The sequence below is a fragment of the Shewanella eurypsychrophilus genome (assembly GCF_007004545.3).
GTDB lineage: Bacteria > Pseudomonadota > Gammaproteobacteria > Enterobacterales > Shewanellaceae > Shewanella > Shewanella eurypsychrophilus.
Genome location: NZ_CP045503.2, coordinates 2948413 through 2965618 on the forward strand (window position 1 = coordinate 2948413; position 17206 = coordinate 2965618).

A 17206-nucleotide genomic window follows, 5' to 3' on the forward strand; every position below is an offset into this window, starting at 1 on the left:
TAACATTAACCTAGATTTGGTAATTTTGATTCGATATGTCTCAATGCAATATTGAGCACTTCTTCTATCCCGATACCTGAAGTATCAATAACCAATGCATCATCGGCTGGAACTAAAGGGGCAACACTGCGATTCATATCGCGGTCATCACGCTCTTTAATCTCGGACAAAAGACGGTCGATATTAACATCGAAGCCATTGTCCCGCAACTGATTATAGCGTCTTTGCGCCCTTTCTTCGGCCGATGCAGTCAAATAAATTTTAGCTGGTGTGCCCGGAAAAACAACCGTTCCCATATCACGGCCATCAGCAATAAGTCCTGGCGCGCCATTAAATGCGCGTTGACGGCGCAATAATGCTTCTCTAACGCGTGGGAAAGCGGCCACTTTAGAGGCCGCATTCGAACATTCTTGGCTGCGGATATCGGTTGAGACATCTTCACCTTCAAGTACTACTTTGATACCTTGAGTTTCACTGCCAGTAATGAACTGCACATCAAGGTGCGCGGCAAGTAAAGTAAGCGACTCTTCGTTATCAAGTTCTACATTATGATGAATAGCGGCTAAGGCTAGGACGCGGTAAATCGCACCGCTATCCAGTAATTTCCAACCGAGTCGCTGCGCTAGCAACTGACTGATTGTACCCTTACCTGCTCCGCTAGGGCCGTCAATAGTGACAATAGGCGCCCGTTCTGACATAAATTTCTCCACAGTAAAATCCATCTTCCCTAAGATTTTTAAATGAGTGCTTCCAGTGACCCACATTTATTATCCACACACTGAAAAATAAAGCGCGCGCATTATAAACCATGTAAATAAATAAAGCGGTAAAAACTTCCGTAGACCCCCTCACTTATTCAGCCCATATACAGGAAAAGTGATTAATTAGGTGCAACATAAAGATAAAAAAATGGGCCTACAGGCCCATTATTCGTGTGTCACAGCGTCGGCTGTTCACTTATCGTGCAAGTGCTGCAAACTGCTTGAAATAATCAGGGAATGTTTTAGACGTACAGTCTGGATCATTGATTGTGATGCCACAATCGGCAAACGCCAACATAGAGAAACACATGGCCATTCTATGATCGTTATAGGTATCGATATCGGCAGTATGAGGCTTAGCCGGTGGCGTGATACTGATATAGTCATGCCCTTCATCTACCGTCGCACCCACCTTTCTGAGTTCGGTAGCCATGGCCGCTAATCTATCGGTCTCTTTGATCCGCCAGTTATAAATATTACGAATATGGGTCGTGCCAGTAGCAAATAGTGCTGCGGTCGCAATAGTCATGGCAGCATCTGGAATGTGGTTCATGTCTAAATCGACAGCTTTGAGTTTAGCCACTCGAGAGATGATATAATCATCGCCCCACTCGATGTCTGCGCCCATTTGTTCGAGCACATCAGCAAACTTTACATCGCCTTGAATACTCTTACGCCCCACGCCAGTGACTTTGACTTCACCGCCCTTGATGGCACCTGCAGCTAAGAAATAGGACGCGGAAGATGCATCGCCTTCAACCAATACTTTACCTGGTGATACATAGTGCTGGCCTGATTTGATTTCGAAACGTGCATAATCATGATTGATCACATCGACACCGAACTGAGCCATTAAAGCCAAGGTAATATCAATATAGGGCTTAGAAACTAACTCACCCTTAATCTTTATATTAACATCACCTTTTGCCAAAGGTGCAACCATCAATAAGGCCGTTAAGAACTGGCTGGACAGATCGCCTGCAATTTCGACTTCACCCGCATTTAGCCCTGTCGCATTAATGGTTAATGGTGGAAAGCCCTCATTTTTAAGGTAAGTAACATTCGCACCTAGTTGACGTAAAGCGTCGACAAGATCGCCAATTGGGCGCTCTTCCATTCTCGGCTCACCCGTTAAGGTAAATTCACCTTGGCCTAGAGTCAGAGCAGCACAGAGAGGTCTCATTGCTGTGCCAGCATTACCCAAAAACAAAGTCTGGACTTGGCTTGCGTTTAATGGTGCGCCGACGCCATCAAGTTCACAAACGGTATTATTCTCACTTAGGCGATAACTGACACCTAACTGCTTTAAAGATGCCAACATATAACGGATATCATCCGAATCCAGCAAGTTGGTGAGTGTCGTGGTGCCTTTAGCTAAAGTGGCTAATAATAGTGCACGGTTAGAAATGCTTTTTGAGCCAGGGATATTGATAGTGCCCTGTACTTTGCTAATGGGCTCGAGACGTAGCTGCTTCATTAAAATACTTCTATATCATTGCGGGACAAACAAACCGCAGGTTAACATTAGATGTTCATGGCAAACAGACTATATCGAGCACGACAAGCGCCATCACGACAAAATGGCAATCTGTTTAACCGGCGTTTGAACTTCGTAGTTATAAATTTACTGATTAAGCAGCACTATTCAACACTTTTTTATGTTTTTATTGTGTTTCGCGGTAATTTTCTTTCAAACGCTCATATATCTAACATTTGTTTGCATAAATTAGCCGGTAAAATCGACTTTTGTCATTGTTGTGAATACGAGCATCTCAGGTGGAACAAATTCCTGCCAGTTAATTAGTTTACTCAATTCCCTCTATTCACTATTACTGGCTCTGTGTTTTACGTTACTCTAAACTTCATGAATAAAAAGGCAGATTACGCCAATAAATCTAATAAGGGTAAATAAGCTATGTTCGACACTCTCACCGCTCTGCCTTCAGATCCGATCCTTGGGTTGATGACTAAATATAGAGAAGATACACACGCCAATAAAATCGATCTTGGTGTTGGAGTCTATAAAGATGAGGTGGGTCACACCCCGATCTTAGCTTGCGTAAAGAAGGCTGAGCAACATCGCATAGACACTGAGGAAACAAAAGTTTACATAGGGCCAACGGGCTCTGCGAACTTCAACGCGCTTCTCACTGAACTCGCATTTGGCAAGAGTAACCCAGCTCTGTTGGCCAACAGGATCCGAACCGTTTCGACCCCAGGTGGAACGGGAGCATTAAGAGTCGCCGCTGATTTTATTGTTCGCGCCAGCCAGTTAACAGCATCACAAAAAGCCGTTATTTGGGTCAGTGATCCGACCTGGGCCAATCATACCGGCTTGTTTGAAGCTGCTGGTATCGAAGTTAAGACCTACCCTTATTACGATTACGACAGCAAAAGCCTTAAATTTGACGAGATGAAGGCGGCACTGTCTCAAGTTGGACCTGATGATGTGGTGCTGCTTCATGCATGTTGCCATAACCCCAGTGGCATGGATCTCAATGAAGCCCAATGGGATCAAATCATTGAGATAACCCAGCAACAAGGCTTCACGCCACTCATCGACATGGCCTATCAAGGCTTTGGTGTCGGCGTAGATGAAGATGCCTATGGTGTGCGTAAGATGGCTGCATCAGTAGATAATATGATCTTATGTAGTTCATGTTCTAAAAACTTCGGTCTATATCGTGAGCGTATCGGTGCCTGTTCTATTGTCGGTAAAGATGCAAACTCTGCCAATGTCGCATTTTCTGTCTTACTCTATGTGGTGCGTTGTATCTACTCTATGCCGCCAGCTCACGGTGCAGCCATCGTTGAGACGATACTAGGCTCTGAAGAGCTAAAACAAGAATGGTTAGCTGAGCTAAAAGTTATGCGCGATCGCATCAATGGCAATCGTAGCATGCTAGTAAACAAGTTGATCGAGAAGGGGGTCAAGCGTGACTTTGGCTTTATTGCCCAGCAAAAGGGCATGTTCTCATTCCTAGGAGTCAATTCTCAGCAAGTAGAGCGCCTGCAACAAGAGCACAGCATCTATATGGTGGACTCTAGCCGCATCAGCATAGCGGGTATTGGTCTTGCGAACGTTGATTACTTAGCGGAATCGATAGCGAAAATACTCTAGAAGTAAAAAATAAGTTCCTAGGATCTAGGTCCTAGGAATTTTCTTCATTGGCTAAATGAAAGGCTCATCTTTGAGTCTTTCATCTAGCTGACGAAGTCAGTACCTAACAGCCAGTTTACTGGCGTCGAACAGCCCATGAAATGGGCGTCATCTTTGCATTAACTGTTTTTAACAGCAAAATCCTTCATAAACTCAACCAACGCCTCGACCCCTTCTATGGGCATCGCATTATAAATACTCGCGCGCATACCACCGACACTTCTATGGCCTTTCAGAGCCACAAGCTTGGCTTGTGTCGCTTGGTTAAGGAACTCACTGTTGAGCGCTTCATTGGCGAGATAAAACGTCACATTCATCACCGAGCGGTTTTCAACGCTAACCTTAGACGTGTAGAAATCACTGCTGTCGATAAAATCATAAAGCAGCGCCGCCTTCTTCAGGTTTGTTTCGGCCATGGCTGCTATTCCTCCACAACCTTTAAGCCAGCTAAACACCTCTGCTGCTAAGTACCAAGCAAAGGTTGGCGGCGTGTTGTACATGGAGCCATGTTTGACCGCTAGGCGGTAATCCATGATTGAAGATTGAGGCAGGCAAGGTAATGACAATAGATCGTCACGAACAATGACAATACTCAGACCCGAAGGTCCAATATTTTTTTGAGCCCCCGCGTAGATTAATCCATATCGACTCACATCTATTGTTCTAGACATGATATTTGACGACATATCGGCAACGATCGGCCAAGGAGAGTCAAACTCATCAAATATTTCGATACCATCTACGGTCTCATTTGGACAGTAATGCAGGTAGCGATAATCTTTGTTAATCTCTTTTAAGTTAGGAATAACCACCTTGTTAATATCATTAGTATTTTCAACAATATCTATACTATCTATCTGGGAGTCACTGGTCAGTTTTATGGCTTCAGCAACGGCCGACTTTGACCAACTACCGGAGACTAAGTACAGCGCCTGACCATTCTCACCAAGAAAATTATTCACTACAGCTGAAAACTGACCTCGACCACCACCGTGCATAAACAGCACATGGTAGTTAGAGGGGATAGACATCAATTCACGCAAATCGATTTCCGCTTGCTCGGTCAGTGCAATAAACTCTTTACTGCGATGACTTATCTCCATCACCGACGTACCTAGGCCATTCCAATCCAATAACTCAGATTGTGCCTTTTGCATTACGGCTTGGGGTAACATGGCTGGACCTGCACAGAAATTATATGTCGCGCTCACTTCTCTATCCTCTTATCTATTAATGATGAAAATTTAGTTTGCCATAGGGTTAGTGACTTTACTTATAATATTTTTCTATTTGGAACTATCTTTTCTATTTTTCATAAGCCTAAAACAAAAAGAGCGTCCAATTGGACGCTCGTTTTAGAGGTTAACGCTTATTCGGCAGGCTCTGCCTCAGGCTCATCATCTTTGGGCTCTTCGCCTTCGACAACTTGCCCTGCTTCGACGTTATCGCCCTCTTGGATGATAGGATTGCCCTCTTCATCGAGTTCGACCTCATCCTCCTGGATTTCATCGATACGCTGAAGACCAACCACCTTCTCTCCTTCTGCGGTACGAATGATCGTCACACCTTGAGTGTTACGACCAATAGTAGAAACACCCGTTGCAGGAGTTCGTACTAAGGTACCTCTATCACTGATAAGCATGAGCTCATCATTTTCACCGACTTGAACGGCGCCGACTACGGCACCATTTCGCTCGCTGACCTTGATAGAGACAACACCCTTAGTCGCACGGCTCTTAGCCGGATACTCATCGAGTGCGGTACGTTTACCGTATCCATTCTCGGTGACCGTCAAGATAGCACCATCTTCTTTCGGCACAATCAGTGAAACCACTTTCTGACCATCTTCTAAGCGGATACCACGAACACCGGTAGCGGTACGACCCATAGGACGCAATGCAACGAGCTCTTCGTTAGTTTCCGGGTCAAGTTTAACCAGACCGGTTTCAGAGTCTCTCACCATCTCGTTGAAACGAACCACTTTGCCCGCATCGGAGAACAACATGATGTCACTCTTGCCATCGGTAATATCGACACCGATAAGCTCATCGCCATCTTTAAGATTTACAGCGATGATGCCGTTAGCACGTGGATTGCTGTATGCAGTCAGTGCAGTCTTCTTCACGGTGCCGTGTGAAGTCGCCATGATGATAAACTTATCATCGGCATATTCACGCACTGGAAGGATGGCCGTAATGTGCTCACCTTCAGAAAGAGGCAGTAAGTTAACGATTGGACGACCGCGAGCCTGACGGCTAGCGAGCGGCAACTGATACACTTTAAGCCAATAGAGCTTACCAAAATCAGAGAAACACAAAATAGTATCGTGGGTGTTGGCAACCAGTAACTTCTCGACGAAGTCTTCATCTTTCACTTTTGCCGCTGACTTACCTTTACCACCACGGCGCTGAGCCTGGTAGTCGGTCAATGGCTGATACTTGGCGTAGCCTAAGTGAGATAAGGTCACTACCACATCTTCTTCATTGATAAGATCTTCAAGACTCATATCAACTTCGTTAGCATTAATGACGGTACGACGCTCATCACCGAAGTTTTCAAGTACTTCGTTTAACTCTTCCTTGATCACTTCCAATAAACGCTCAGGGCTGCGCAAGATAAAGAGTAATGCCGCGATGATCTCAATCAGCTCTTCATACTCAGCTAATATTTTCTCATGCTCAAGACCCGTTAGCTTATGTAAGCGTAGGTCTAAGATAGCTTGCGCTTGTTGCTCGGTAAGGTAATAGTGATCGTCACGAATACCATACTCAGGCTCTAACCATTCAGGACGCGCTGCATCATCGCCGGCTTTTTCAAGCATGGCTTTAACATGACCTAATTCCCAACCTTGAGCGATCAGCTTAACTTTAGCTTCAGCAGGCGTCGGTGATGCCTTGATCATTGCAATAATTGGATCGATATTTGCTAATGCGATAGCCAGAGATTCGAGGATATGAGCACGTTCACGTGCCTTTTTCAATTCAAATACAGTACGGCGCGTTACAACTTCACGGCGGTGAAGAATAAAGCACTCGAGCATCTCTTTTAGGTTAAACAATTTAGGCTGACCATTGGTCAAGGCCACCATGTTTATCCCGAACGAGCATTGCATCTGAGTCTGTGCATAAAGATTGTTTAGTACAACCTCACCCACTTCTCCACGCTTGATCTCGATAACGATGCGCATACCATCTTTATCAGACTCATCACGTAGACCGCTGATGCCTTCCATTTTCTTATCTTTAACTAGCTCTGCAATCTTTTCAATGAGACGTGCTTTGTTAACTTGATAAGGGATCTCGTGAACGATAATACGCTCACGGCCATTATCTTCTACTTGAACTTCAGCCTTGGAACGCATGATTGCACGCCCACGCCCAGTCTTATAGGCATCGATGATCCCTTTGCGGCCATTGATCATTGCTGCAGTAGGAAAATCAGGTCCTGGAATGTATTCCATTAACTGTTCGATAGACAATGCAGGCTCTTCAATTAGCGCCAAACAACCTTTAATCACTTCAGTAATGTTATGAGGCGGGATATTTGTCGCCATACCTACGGCAATACCTGAAGAACCGTTAACCAAGAGTGTCGGTATACGGGTAGGCATCACTTCCGGAATAAACTCAGTACCATCATAGTTAGGCACAAAGTCGACGGTCTCTTTTTCAAGATCCGCCAATAGCTGATGAGCTAACTTATCCATACGGATTTCGGTATAACGCATCGCCGCTGCGGCATCACCATCGACAGAACCAAAGTTACCTTGGCCATCGATTAAAGGGTAACGCATAGAGAAAGGCTGTGCCAAACGAACGATAGTGTCATAAACCGCAGTATCACCGTGAGGGTGGTACTTACCGATAACGTCACCGACAACACGTGCCGATTTCTTATAAGGTTTATTCCAATCGTTTTTAAGTTCACTCATAGCGAAGAGTACGCGGCGGTGAACAGGCTTAAGACCGTCACGAACATCTGGTAGTGCACGGCCGACAATCACGCTCATGGCGTAATCTAGATATGAATTCTTTAATTCGTCTTCAATATTAATTGGTGTTATAGATGAAGCCAGATCAGTCATAAACTGCTCGATCCCTTGAAATGTAGCTTACCACTGACAATCCGAAATGGAGAGCCAAAATGGAACAGCCTGAAAACGTGATTTGGCATTCTAACACAGTTATTTTTTGCTACCAGACCCTATTCAACTTTAGCGATAAATAAGTGAAGTCCGTATAAATAATTGACTAAAATCAAACAATGTTCGCTAATCAATCAATTGGTTAAATTATCACTGCTTTCTTATTTGGTGATGCTTTGAATCTTCAAGCCTATGGGTATAATGACATCATTAATAATCGCTATTGAGGTGATATAGTGGAACAAGAAATTAAGCCTGAGATAAATGTCGATCCTGCAGAGATCGCAAAATTTGAAAAAATGGCAGCGACCTGGTGGGATCCTGAAGGCGAATTTAAGCCATTACATAAGTTAAACCCGCTTCGACTCAACTATATCGATCAGACCTGTGGCGGTCTTTTTGGTAAGCACGTTCTGGATGTTGGCTGTGGCGGTGGGATCTTATCAGAGAGCATGGCCCGCATCGGTGCCAAGGTTAACGGCTTAGACATGGGCACTGAGCCTCTGGATGTCGCCAGATTACATGCAATAGAAATGGGCGTTGAGCTCAACTATATCCAAGATACAGCAGAATCACATAGAGAGGATCATTATGGCGCCTATGATGTTGTCACTTGTATGGAGATGCTAGAACACGTCCCTAGCCCACGTTCAGTGATCCAAGCCTGCGCCGATATGGTAAAACCGGGGGGGCATGTATTCTTCTCTACTATTAATAGAAACACCCGTGCCTATATAGAAACGATATTAGGCGCTGAATACCTGCTTAAGATGTTACCCGTAGGCACCCATGACCATAGTAAGTTTATTAAGCCTTCTGAGCTCATCTCTCTTGCAGAAAATGCTGAGTTATTTTGTGAAGACGCCACAGGCATCACTTACAACCCGCTCACAGAATCCTTCTCTTATACCAAGAGTGTCGATGTTAACTATATGATTGCAACCCGAAAGAGTAATGATTGAGGAGCAACCAAATGGGGAATATCGACGCTAGTGTAAAAGTGAGTATAAAAGCAGTACTGTTTGATTTAGACGGTACACTCGCCGATACAGCACCGGATTTGGTGGCCGCATTAAATTTGAGCCTCGAACAGCTAGGTCATTCGAGTGTCACATTAACTCAGATGCGCCATATAGCATCCAACGGCAGTATGGCGCTAGTTAAAGCTGCACTTCCCCATGCATCCGAGCATGAGCAATTACATGCGCAACAAGAGTTACTTAGGTTTTATGAACAAATCAATGGCGATAATTGCTATCTATTCGATGGGATCCCCCAACTTCTCGCTCACTTAGATAGCGTTGGGCTCCCCTATGGCATCATCACTAATAAACCCGCCAGGTTTACCAGGCCACTTATCGCAGCCTTAGGTTTGACATCAAGGATGAAAACGGTGATCAGTGGAGATAGTACGCTATTTGCTAAACCCCATGTTGCACCTATGCTCCTGGCTTCACAGCAAATCAGTGTGTGTCCTGAGAATATTTTATACCTTGGTGATGCCGAACGTGATCTGTTGGCAGCAAAATATTCGGCAATGATCGGGGGCACTGCCTTATGGGGTTATATCAGTGACAATGATCAACCTGAAAATTGGCCCAGTCAGCATAACTTCAATACCCCCTTCGAGGTTCTCGACTTTATCCGCTAGCGCTGATTTTTACTGCGGGCATTTTCCATTCGATTAATGCCCGCTAGTGACAATCAATATCGAAAAAATCGCCAATCGGTCACTGGATATTTTAATCTTAAAGCGTCGCTTATTTTTTCAACCTAGCGTGCTAAGGCCAATGAATTCCGACCTCAAAGGTTAGCCAATACTAACCCTAGATCTTACCCTCAAGTTATCCACAAGATGGCCACAGCTTGTTGCGATAATTGATACTTGCAAAATCACCGAAACGTCACTATCTTGTACCTAAGAAATCTAAAAACACTATATATTGTGTGTGAGTAGCAAATAGAGACACAAGTAATGACTTGTTTATCGACATGGAAATTACCAATTTAAGGTGTTGAAATTGGTTGTTATACAGGGAATCGTAGGATGAGCTTAACCCCTCATACTCAAATATTATTATCAAGGCCTATCTTTAATGAATAGCAATATGAAAGTCACTAAACGTAGTGGCGAGCGCGAGACCATCGACCTAGACAAAATCCACCGCGTGATCACATGGGCAGCCAAAGATCTTAAGAATGTTTCAGTCTCTGAAGTAGAGCTCAGATCGCACCTGCAATTTTTCGATGGTATTCCAACCGAAGCTATTCATGAAACGATTATTAAGGCCGCAGCCGATCTCATCTCACCAGAAGCACCTGATTACCAGTTCCTCTCTGCCCGATTAGCCGTCTTTCATTTAAGAAAGAAGGCATTTGGTCAGTTTGAGCCGCCTACACTTTATGATCATGTTGTCAAACTGGTCGAGGCTGGTAAATATGACCAACATATTCTTGAGGATTACAGCCGCGAAGAACTCGATATCTTAGATGGTTATGTGGATCACTGGCGCGATATGAGTTTTTCTTATGCGGCAGTCAAACAACTGGAAGGTAAGTACCTAGTGCAAAACCGGGTCACTCACGAGATATATGAGAGTGCGCAATTCCTTTATATCTTAGTCGCCGCCTGTTTGTTCGCTAAATATCCAAGTGAGACACGCCTAAGCTACATTAAGCGTTTCTATGATGCGGTTTCCACCTTTAAAATCTCACTGCCAACACCGATCATGGCAGGGGTACGTACTCCTACACGTCAGTTCAGCTCATGTGTGTTGATTGAATGTGGCGATAGCTTAGATTCAATCAATGCGACGGCCTCTTCGATTGTTAAATACGTCAGCCAGCGCGCCGGGATTGGTGTGAATGCCGGTCGCATCCGTGCATTAGGTAGCCCAATACGCGGCGGTGAAGCATTCCATACAGGCTGTTTACCTTTCTTTAAGTATTTCCAGACAGCGGTTAAGTCATGCTCGCAAGGTGGCGTACGTGGTGGAGCTGCGACACTGTTTTACCCGCTTTGGCATTTAGAAGTTGAGTCATTACTGGTATTGAAGAATAACCGTGGTGTTGAAGATAACCGTATTCGTCATCTTGATTACGGTGTTCAGCTCAACAAACTTATGTATCAGCGCCTAATTAAGGGCGGCATGATCAGCCTCTTCAGTCCATCAGATGTCCCAGGACTGTATGATGCCTTTTTTGAAGACCAAGACGAGTTCGAACGTCTCTATCTTCAGTATGAAGCCGATACATCTGTGCGCAAAACACAGATTAAGGCGACAGAGCTTTTCTCATTGATGATGCAAGAACGTGCCTCTACTGGCCGTATCTATATTCAAAATGTGGATCATTGTAATACACACAGTCCTTTTGACAGCAAGGTTGCACCGATCAGACAATCAAACCTGTGTCTTGAGATTGCACTGCCGACTAAGCCGCTCAATAACATAGATGATCCCGAAGGTGAAATAGCCCTTTGTACCTTGTCTGCACTCAATTTAGGGGCGATTAAAAACCTAGAAGAGCTTGAGCCGTTAGCCGATCTCGCAGTAAGGGCATTAGATAACTTACTCGATTACCAGGATTACCCTATCATCGCGGCACGCAAGTCTTCGATGAATCGTCGAACTTTAGGCATAGGCGTGATTAACTTTGCTAATTACTTGGCGAAGGAAGGGGTACGCTACTCAGATGGTTCGGCTAATAACATTACCCACAAGACATTCGAAGCCATACAGTACTACCTACTCAAAGCATCGATGAATTTGGCTAAAGAGCAAGGCGCTTGTCCATCATTCCACGAAACGACGTATTCGAAGGGTGTACTGCCCATCGATACCTACAAGCGTGCCCTGGATAAGATATGTGATGAGCCGCTACATATGGATTGGGAAACACTGCGCCAAGATATCGTTAAGCATGGCTTGCGTAACTCTACCTTATCCGCATTAATGCCATCTGAAACATCATCGCAGATCTCTAATGCGACTAACGGTATTGAACCTCCTCGTGGGCTCATTAGTGTAAAATCGAGTAAAGATGGCCAGCTTAAGCAAGTGGTACCGGATTTCGAGAAGTACCAATATAGCTATGAACTACTTTGGCAGATGCCCAATAATGATGGTTATATACAGCTTGTGGGCTTGATGCAGAAGTTTGTTGACCAAGCTATCTCGGCAAATACTAACTATGATCCAAGCCGATTCGAAGGTAACAAGGTCCCGATGCAGGTATTATTGAAAGACTTGCTGAATGCTTACAAACTCGGTGTCAAGACGCTCTATTATCACAACACTCGTGATGGCGCTTCAGATCAGATGGATAGCATGATCAGCATTGAGAAAGAAGATGACGACTGCGAAGGCGGTGCGTGTAAGATATAACTCGCTACAGTGATCAAGACATCGACTCAAGACTTTGAGTCGATTTTTACAATAATTAGGGGCATGAAGCCCCTATATTCTGGAAGAAAACATGGCCTACTCTACATTTTGTCAAACACCTAATAATGCTCGTCTTGAACCTATGTTCATGGGGCAGTCGGTCAACGTCGCCCGTTACGACGTACAAAAATATGAAGTGTTTGAAAAGCTGATTGAAAAACAGCTGTCTTTTTTCTGGCGTCCTGAAGAAGTCGATGTCAGTAAAGATAAAATTGATTACGCCGCACTTCCAGATCATGAAAAACATATTTTCATCTCTAATCTCAAGTATCAAACCTTGCTCGACTCTATTCAGGGCCGCTCGCCTAATGTGGCATTCTTGCCTTTAGTGTCGCTACCGGAACTGGAAACCTGGATTGAAACCTGGTCTTTTTCAGAAACTATTCATTCGCGTTCTTACACCCATATCATACGTAATATCGTTAACGACCCTTCTATCATTTTTGATGACATAGTTGAAAATGAAGAGATCTTGAAACGTGCAACAGATATTGCCCAGTACTATGATGACTTGATCCTGCTTACCCAAGCCTTCCACCTTCACGGTGAAGGCACACACACCATCAACGGCAAAGAGCTTTTGGTCACACAGCGTACGATCAAGAAATCACTTTATCTTTGTATGGTGTCAGTCAACGTATTAGAAGCGATTCGTTTCTACGTGAGCTTCGCCTGCTCTTTCGCATTCGCCGAGCGTAATGTCATGGAAGGCAACGCTAAGATTATCCGTCTTATCGCCCGTGATGAGGCGCTGCACCTTAATAGCACGCAACATATCCTCAAGATAATGCGAGCCGGTGCTGACGACCCTGAAATGGGTGAGATAGCCAAAGAGTGTGAACAGCAAGCCTATGACATTTTCATCAAAGCCGCCGAGCAAGAGAAAGAATGGGCTCAATACCTATTTAAAGACGGCTCTATGATAGGTCTTAACGAACAGATCTTGTGTCAATACGTTGAGTACATCACCAATGAGCGCATGAAGTCGGTCAACCTGCCGTGTCACTATGCAGATATCACCAACCCACTACCTTGGATGAAAAACTGGCTGGAAAGTGATTTAGTGCAAGTTGCACCACAAGAAGTCGAAGTGTCATCTTACCTTGTTGGTCAAATCGATGCCTCTATCGATGAGAGTGAGTTTGAAGACTTTGACCTTTAATAAAATCTTAACCAAAGCACCGATAGTCAGCCTAGATGGCCAGCCGGTGCTCTTGTTTAATCAACAACACCCTAGTTTGCTCGTCGCCCTTGAACATAAGCAGGTTAAGGTGTTTTCAGAGTGCCGCAATGGTTATTGCGGCGCCTGTAAAACCAAGATCAACAGCGGAAGCGTTAAATATCACACCCTGCCACTGATTGAACTTGAAAGCGATGAGTGCCTACCCTGTTGCTGTACACCCACTAGCGACTTAGACCTTAATCTGTCACCAGAAGGCGCAGATGTCGTGACTCGCCCGGGCATAACAACCGCAGTGTTCGCCCTAGAACAAACCAAGTCCTAATCTGACCTTAGCTCATTTCTTGACAAAAACTTGCTAGAGCATCGAGTCTAATTAAACTGACATTGATTAGAAAAAGTATCTTGGTTTATTCGAAACCACTAATTATCTCCAAGCCTTTGGAGATAAAATGGAATGGGACGCCTGATTGAGTCGCTAAATGAGCTGCACCATCAAATTGGGAAAGGGGTTTGAGTCGCTCACTCGAGGTGGGTTCTGATTCATCATCATTTGGTTTAGTGTCTTTATCAGATGTATTTAGCTCGTTAATGCGCTCCTGGATAGACGTATAATCAGAAGCTTGAAGTGTGTTGGAAATACCTGCTCTAATAGGGATTAAATCAACATACATCATGCAGGCTAATAGTGCTTGTTCATCAAGTAGGCTTGACTCTTTATAAATGAAATAGGTAAAGCGCCCCTCCCAGAAAGCCCCTTTACATCCATCCTCACGATTGGCTCTACGCGCCATCTCTTCATTGAGGCACCTCAACTCCCCAATAAATCAATCGCAAGAGATGCTGGATAGACGTTCGTGCCACTCAGCCAATAACCCATCGAGTAGTAAACGCTCCCCCTCAATTAAGGTCTCTCCATTCATATATTTAGTCGCTACATCATGCCCTTTTGTGACCTTACACCATCGACTAATAACCTGACGGTTACTCAATGACTTGGCTTTGTCGGTATCGATTTTAAGGACTAAATGATAGTGATTATTCATCACCGCATAGGCACAGACATCAATACAAAAAATAGCAGATAGAGCCTTAACTTTATCGACAATCCAGCCGCGTCTATGCTCATAGCTTTTACCTGTGAGTTTATCCTCTCCACACAAAAAAGCCCTTCTAACACAACGATTTATTATGTGGTAAAACGGAGTCGATTCTGCATCGATAAGGATTCTTCGGGCTGAAGTCATAATCGTTATCCTGAATAAAACTAAGTTGAGGTAACAAAAGCCTAATAGGGAATAAGCTCAAGCACAAAAGATATGGCTGTCCCGCCTTCTGATTATTAAAAAACTATCAGAACATCCACCTGAGCTAGTTAATTCAATAACTTATGATAATGGGGTTGAGAATGCACATCATCTAGTTGTAAATGAGCATCTAGACTGTAAGTCTTACTTTTGCTAGCCATACTATAGCTGGGAAAAAGGTGCTGTAGAACAAATTAACGGACTAATACGTCGATACTTACCTAAGGGAACTGACTTTGAAACTATCACTGACAGTCAGATTTTGAAAATTGAAAATGCACTAAACTCAAGGCCAAGAAAGTGTCTAAATTACAAGACACCTTTTGAAACCTATACTGAAATGAGTGGTGCACTTCTACTTTGAACAAGGGGAATAAGCTCAAGCACAAAAGATATGGCAGTCCTATCTTCTCCTTTAAATAAAAGTAAAACTACAAAATATCGTTTAAGCAATGCAATCTACCCGCAGGCATAAGGTTTGCCTCAGTGGAATTTTAGGATTGGCGATGTTTGCGTCATTTTCAAAAACGTAGACAAGACTAAAATGGCCGACTGATTTAACTTAGTTATATTTTAAAAACTTTGACGTTGTGCTATTTGTGCGAGTAGTTCTTTATAGTTAATTTGATCGGTTACGTTAACGACGGTACCGTTTACCATTGTGATATCTAAATCATTTCGGTCAATCGAGTTTTGAGGCACAAAATCTCTATCAAAATCTGCTTTCCAAAGCCAGTTAACATCAACCCAATGTTCAATTACTTCCACATCTCTAAAATCGTGTCCTTGATAAGGAGTTACAACTGTTCCCACCGCAATAATACGGTTTTGGTTATGGTACAAACACACAAGATCACCTTTACAAATCTTGTCTATTTCAGGAGCTCGACCATAGAAAGCAGCGGCTTTGTTTTGGCGTAACATATATTTAAAAGCATTTGGGTTACAATTCTCATCTTTTGTATTCGTATTAACCAGCCAAGTTTTCATTCTACATCCAACCTTATAAACAATTAATACCATTAAAAAACAACATCTTAACACCCAATAAAATCTTAGGGGTAAAAATATTGCGTTATGTTATAAAACCTACCTTACAAAGTTTCTTTCTCTTAATTCTTCGCATACGCCATCTATGCTTGGAAACATTGAGCCCGCAGTAATACCCATAAACCTTAAGTCACTCATCGCAATTTCTCGTTCTTTTGCTGATATATCGATCGCCTTGATGTATTCAATACCGTCTTTTTCCTGTTTATCTAGAATATATGCTTCTATATCATCGAGGTTAGTAACAGTCGTAATTGCTTGTTGTGGTACCAATCTAGGGTTATCAATGGCAATAAACTCCATTACAGACAAATGTGGATACGGTGGGTCTATGTTTTGAATTTGGGGGTATTTATCTAACCAAGCTTTGTTATTGAATAGATAAATACGAACATTTTCTTCGCCAGAGTAATTAATTGGCCACCCTCGAAAAGCAAAAAATGCTGCAACATATGGAGAATATGACCAGTCCAGCAACGGAGTTGGATAACCATGATGTTGAAGAAGATTAAAAAAGGCACCATTCTGTTCCGGTACAGTCAAATCAAAATAATGTGAAGTAATCGCACTTAACCTCTTATGGAGCTGCTTAACATCCGCTCTAGTAAACTCACTTATTCTATAGCGTTCTCCACGATGAAATGTGGTTCTTAACCTCCAATCCTTTTTTTGTCCACGGTAGAGGTATTGTGAATCAGTTAAATCAGAAATATGAGACTTAAACTCACTCCATGACATTCTTTGACCAATCACCTTTGACTCATCCGTTTTGGTAGGCATCTCTAGCTCACTAGAAAGTTCAACTCCAATATCTGATATTGAAGTTATATTGAGTTTATTGCCGATTAATTTGAGTTTGATATGTGAAGTATCAGAGTGAACGATATCGTCAGAATAATGCTTCTTGATGTCTTTCCACTGCCCAGGGAACCCAGTTATAGGATCTATGGGCACCACATTGGCTTCAAGCTCCTGTTCCAAACTTTTGTCACGGGTCTTTAAGTAAGCAACAGATGAAGGAATATCTTTATTATGAGGATATATGTAGGTAACTGCTTCATAACAGGTGCTGGTTTCATCAACATTGATCATGAGTTTACCATCAACACTTCCTGTATAAACCCCTATCCATTGTCCTTTCATATCTGATACTCCATAT

The 17206-nt window shown here is 43.4% G+C and carries 12 protein-coding genes and 1 pseudogene; 6 read left to right on the forward strand and 7 right to left on the reverse strand.

Translation table 11 applies throughout. The annotated features are described in order from the left end of the window. Positions 1–5 precede the first annotated feature (5 nt). Together cmk and aroA are read right to left on the reverse strand one after the other, a co-directional pair. On the reverse strand, positions 6–698 hold the full coding sequence (gene cmk, locus FM038_RS12460; protein WP_142871234.1) for a (d)CMP kinase: 693 nt from the start codon (positions 696–698) through the stop codon (positions 6–8). Between the two features lie 259 nt (positions 699–957). Next, entirely contained in the window at positions 958–2238 is a 1281-nt protein-coding gene (aroA, locus tag FM038_RS12465) for a 3-phosphoshikimate 1-carboxyvinyltransferase (protein WP_142871235.1), read from the reverse strand. 438 nt (positions 2239–2676) lie between these two features. Here aroA and FM038_RS12470 point away from each other — a divergent pair, with 438 nt between their 5' ends. Further along, the gene (locus tag FM038_RS12470; RefSeq protein ID WP_142871236.1) at positions 2677–3882 is read left to right on the forward strand and encodes an amino acid aminotransferase; all 1206 of its coding nucleotides are present in this window, start codon (positions 2677–2679) and stop codon (positions 3880–3882) included. Positions 3883–4040: 158 nt separating this feature from the next. Here FM038_RS12470 and serC read toward each other — a convergent pair whose 3' ends face one another. Then, on the reverse strand, positions 4041–5132 hold the full coding sequence (gene serC / locus FM038_RS12475; RefSeq protein ID WP_142871237.1) for a 3-phosphoserine/phosphohydroxythreonine transaminase: 1092 nt from the start codon (positions 5130–5132) through the stop codon (positions 4041–4043). A gap of 158 nt (positions 5133–5290) precedes the next feature. Further along, entirely contained in the window at positions 5291–8005 is a 2715-nt protein-coding gene (gyrA, locus tag FM038_RS12480) for a DNA gyrase subunit A (RefSeq protein ID WP_142871238.1), read from the reverse strand. Between the two features lie 359 nt (positions 8006–8364). Between gyrA and ubiG the strand changes: the two genes are divergently transcribed. The 5 genes from ubiG (at position 8365) to yfaE (ending at position 14015) form a co-directional block, all read left to right on the forward strand. After that, on the forward strand, positions 8365–9027 hold the full coding sequence (gene ubiG, locus FM038_RS12485) for a bifunctional 2-polyprenyl-6-hydroxyphenol methylase/3-demethylubiquinol 3-O-methyltransferase UbiG (RefSeq protein ID WP_419555644.1): 663 nt from the start codon (positions 8365–8367) through the stop codon (positions 9025–9027). 11 nt (positions 9028–9038) lie between these two features. Continuing rightward, positions 9039–9716, forward strand: coding sequence for an HAD family hydrolase (locus FM038_RS12490; protein WP_142871239.1), 678 nt, complete (start codon positions 9039–9041; stop codon positions 9714–9716). A 445-nt stretch (positions 9717–10161) separates the two neighbouring features. After that, positions 10162–12450 (forward strand): class 1a ribonucleoside-diphosphate reductase subunit alpha, encoded by a 2289-nt coding sequence (gene nrdA / locus FM038_RS12495; protein WP_142871240.1) that lies wholly within the window; start codon positions 10162–10164, stop codon positions 12448–12450. A 91-nt stretch (positions 12451–12541) separates the two neighbouring features. Beyond that, positions 12542–13672 (forward strand): class Ia ribonucleoside-diphosphate reductase subunit beta, encoded by a 1131-nt coding sequence (gene nrdB / locus FM038_RS12500; protein WP_142871241.1) that lies wholly within the window; start codon positions 12542–12544, stop codon positions 13670–13672. Further along, positions 13641–14015: a class I ribonucleotide reductase maintenance protein YfaE gene (gene yfaE / locus FM038_RS12505; protein WP_142871305.1), complete on the forward strand. Its 375-nt coding sequence runs from the start codon at positions 13641–13643 to the stop codon at positions 14013–14015. The genes nrdB and yfaE overlap by 32 nt, the downstream gene beginning before the upstream one ends. Positions 14016–14267: 252 nt before the next feature. Here the strand turns inward: yfaE and FM038_RS12510 are convergent. The 3 genes and pseudogenes from FM038_RS12510 to FM038_RS12520 form a co-directional block, all read right to left on the reverse strand. Then, a pseudogene (locus tag FM038_RS12510) lies at positions 14268–14937 on the reverse strand (transposase); the annotation flags it as partial. 633 nt (positions 14938–15570) lie between these two features. Further along, on the reverse strand, positions 15571–15987 hold the full coding sequence (locus FM038_RS12515) for a hypothetical protein (protein WP_142871243.1): 417 nt from the start codon (positions 15985–15987) through the stop codon (positions 15571–15573). 99 nt (positions 15988–16086) lie between these two features. After that, complete coding sequence (locus FM038_RS12520; protein WP_142871244.1) at positions 16087–17190, reverse strand: FRG domain-containing protein; 1104 nt, start codon at positions 17188–17190, stop codon at positions 16087–16089. Positions 17191–17206 lie beyond the last annotated feature (16 nt).

Bases quoted from the DNA above. Each gene is read 5' to 3' on its own strand.
- cmk (WP_142871234.1), bottom strand. From the start codon at position 698: ATGTCAGAACGGGCGCCTATTGTCACTATTGACGGCCCTAGCGGAGCA.
- aroA (WP_142871235.1), bottom strand. From the start codon at position 2,238: ATGAAGCAGCTACGTCTCGAGCCCATTAGCAAAGTACAGGGCACTATC.
- FM038_RS12470 (WP_142871236.1), top strand. From the start codon at position 2,677: ATGTTCGACACTCTCACCGCTCTGCCTTCAGATCCGATCCTTGGGTTG.
- gyrA (WP_142871238.1), bottom strand. From the start codon at position 8,005: ATGACTGATCTGGCTTCATCTATAACACCAATTAATATTGAAGACGAA.
- ubiG (WP_419555644.1), top strand. From the start codon at position 8,365: ATGGCAGCGACCTGGTGGGATCCTGAAGGCGAATTTAAGCCATTACAT.
- FM038_RS12490 (WP_142871239.1), top strand. From the start codon at position 9,039: ATGGGGAATATCGACGCTAGTGTAAAAGTGAGTATAAAAGCAGTACTG.
- nrdA (WP_142871240.1), top strand. From the start codon at position 10,162: ATGAATAGCAATATGAAAGTCACTAAACGTAGTGGCGAGCGCGAGACC.
- nrdB (WP_142871241.1), top strand. From the start codon at position 12,542: ATGGCCTACTCTACATTTTGTCAAACACCTAATAATGCTCGTCTTGAA.
- yfaE (WP_142871305.1), top strand. From the start codon at position 13,641: ATGAGAGTGAGTTTGAAGACTTTGACCTTTAATAAAATCTTAACCAAA.
- FM038_RS12515 (WP_142871243.1), bottom strand. From the start codon at position 15,987: ATGAAAACTTGGCTGGTTAATACGAATACAAAAGATGAGAATTGTAAC.
- FM038_RS12520 (WP_142871244.1), bottom strand. From the start codon at position 17,190: ATGAAAGGACAATGGATAGGGGTTTATACAGGAAGTGTTGATGGTAAA.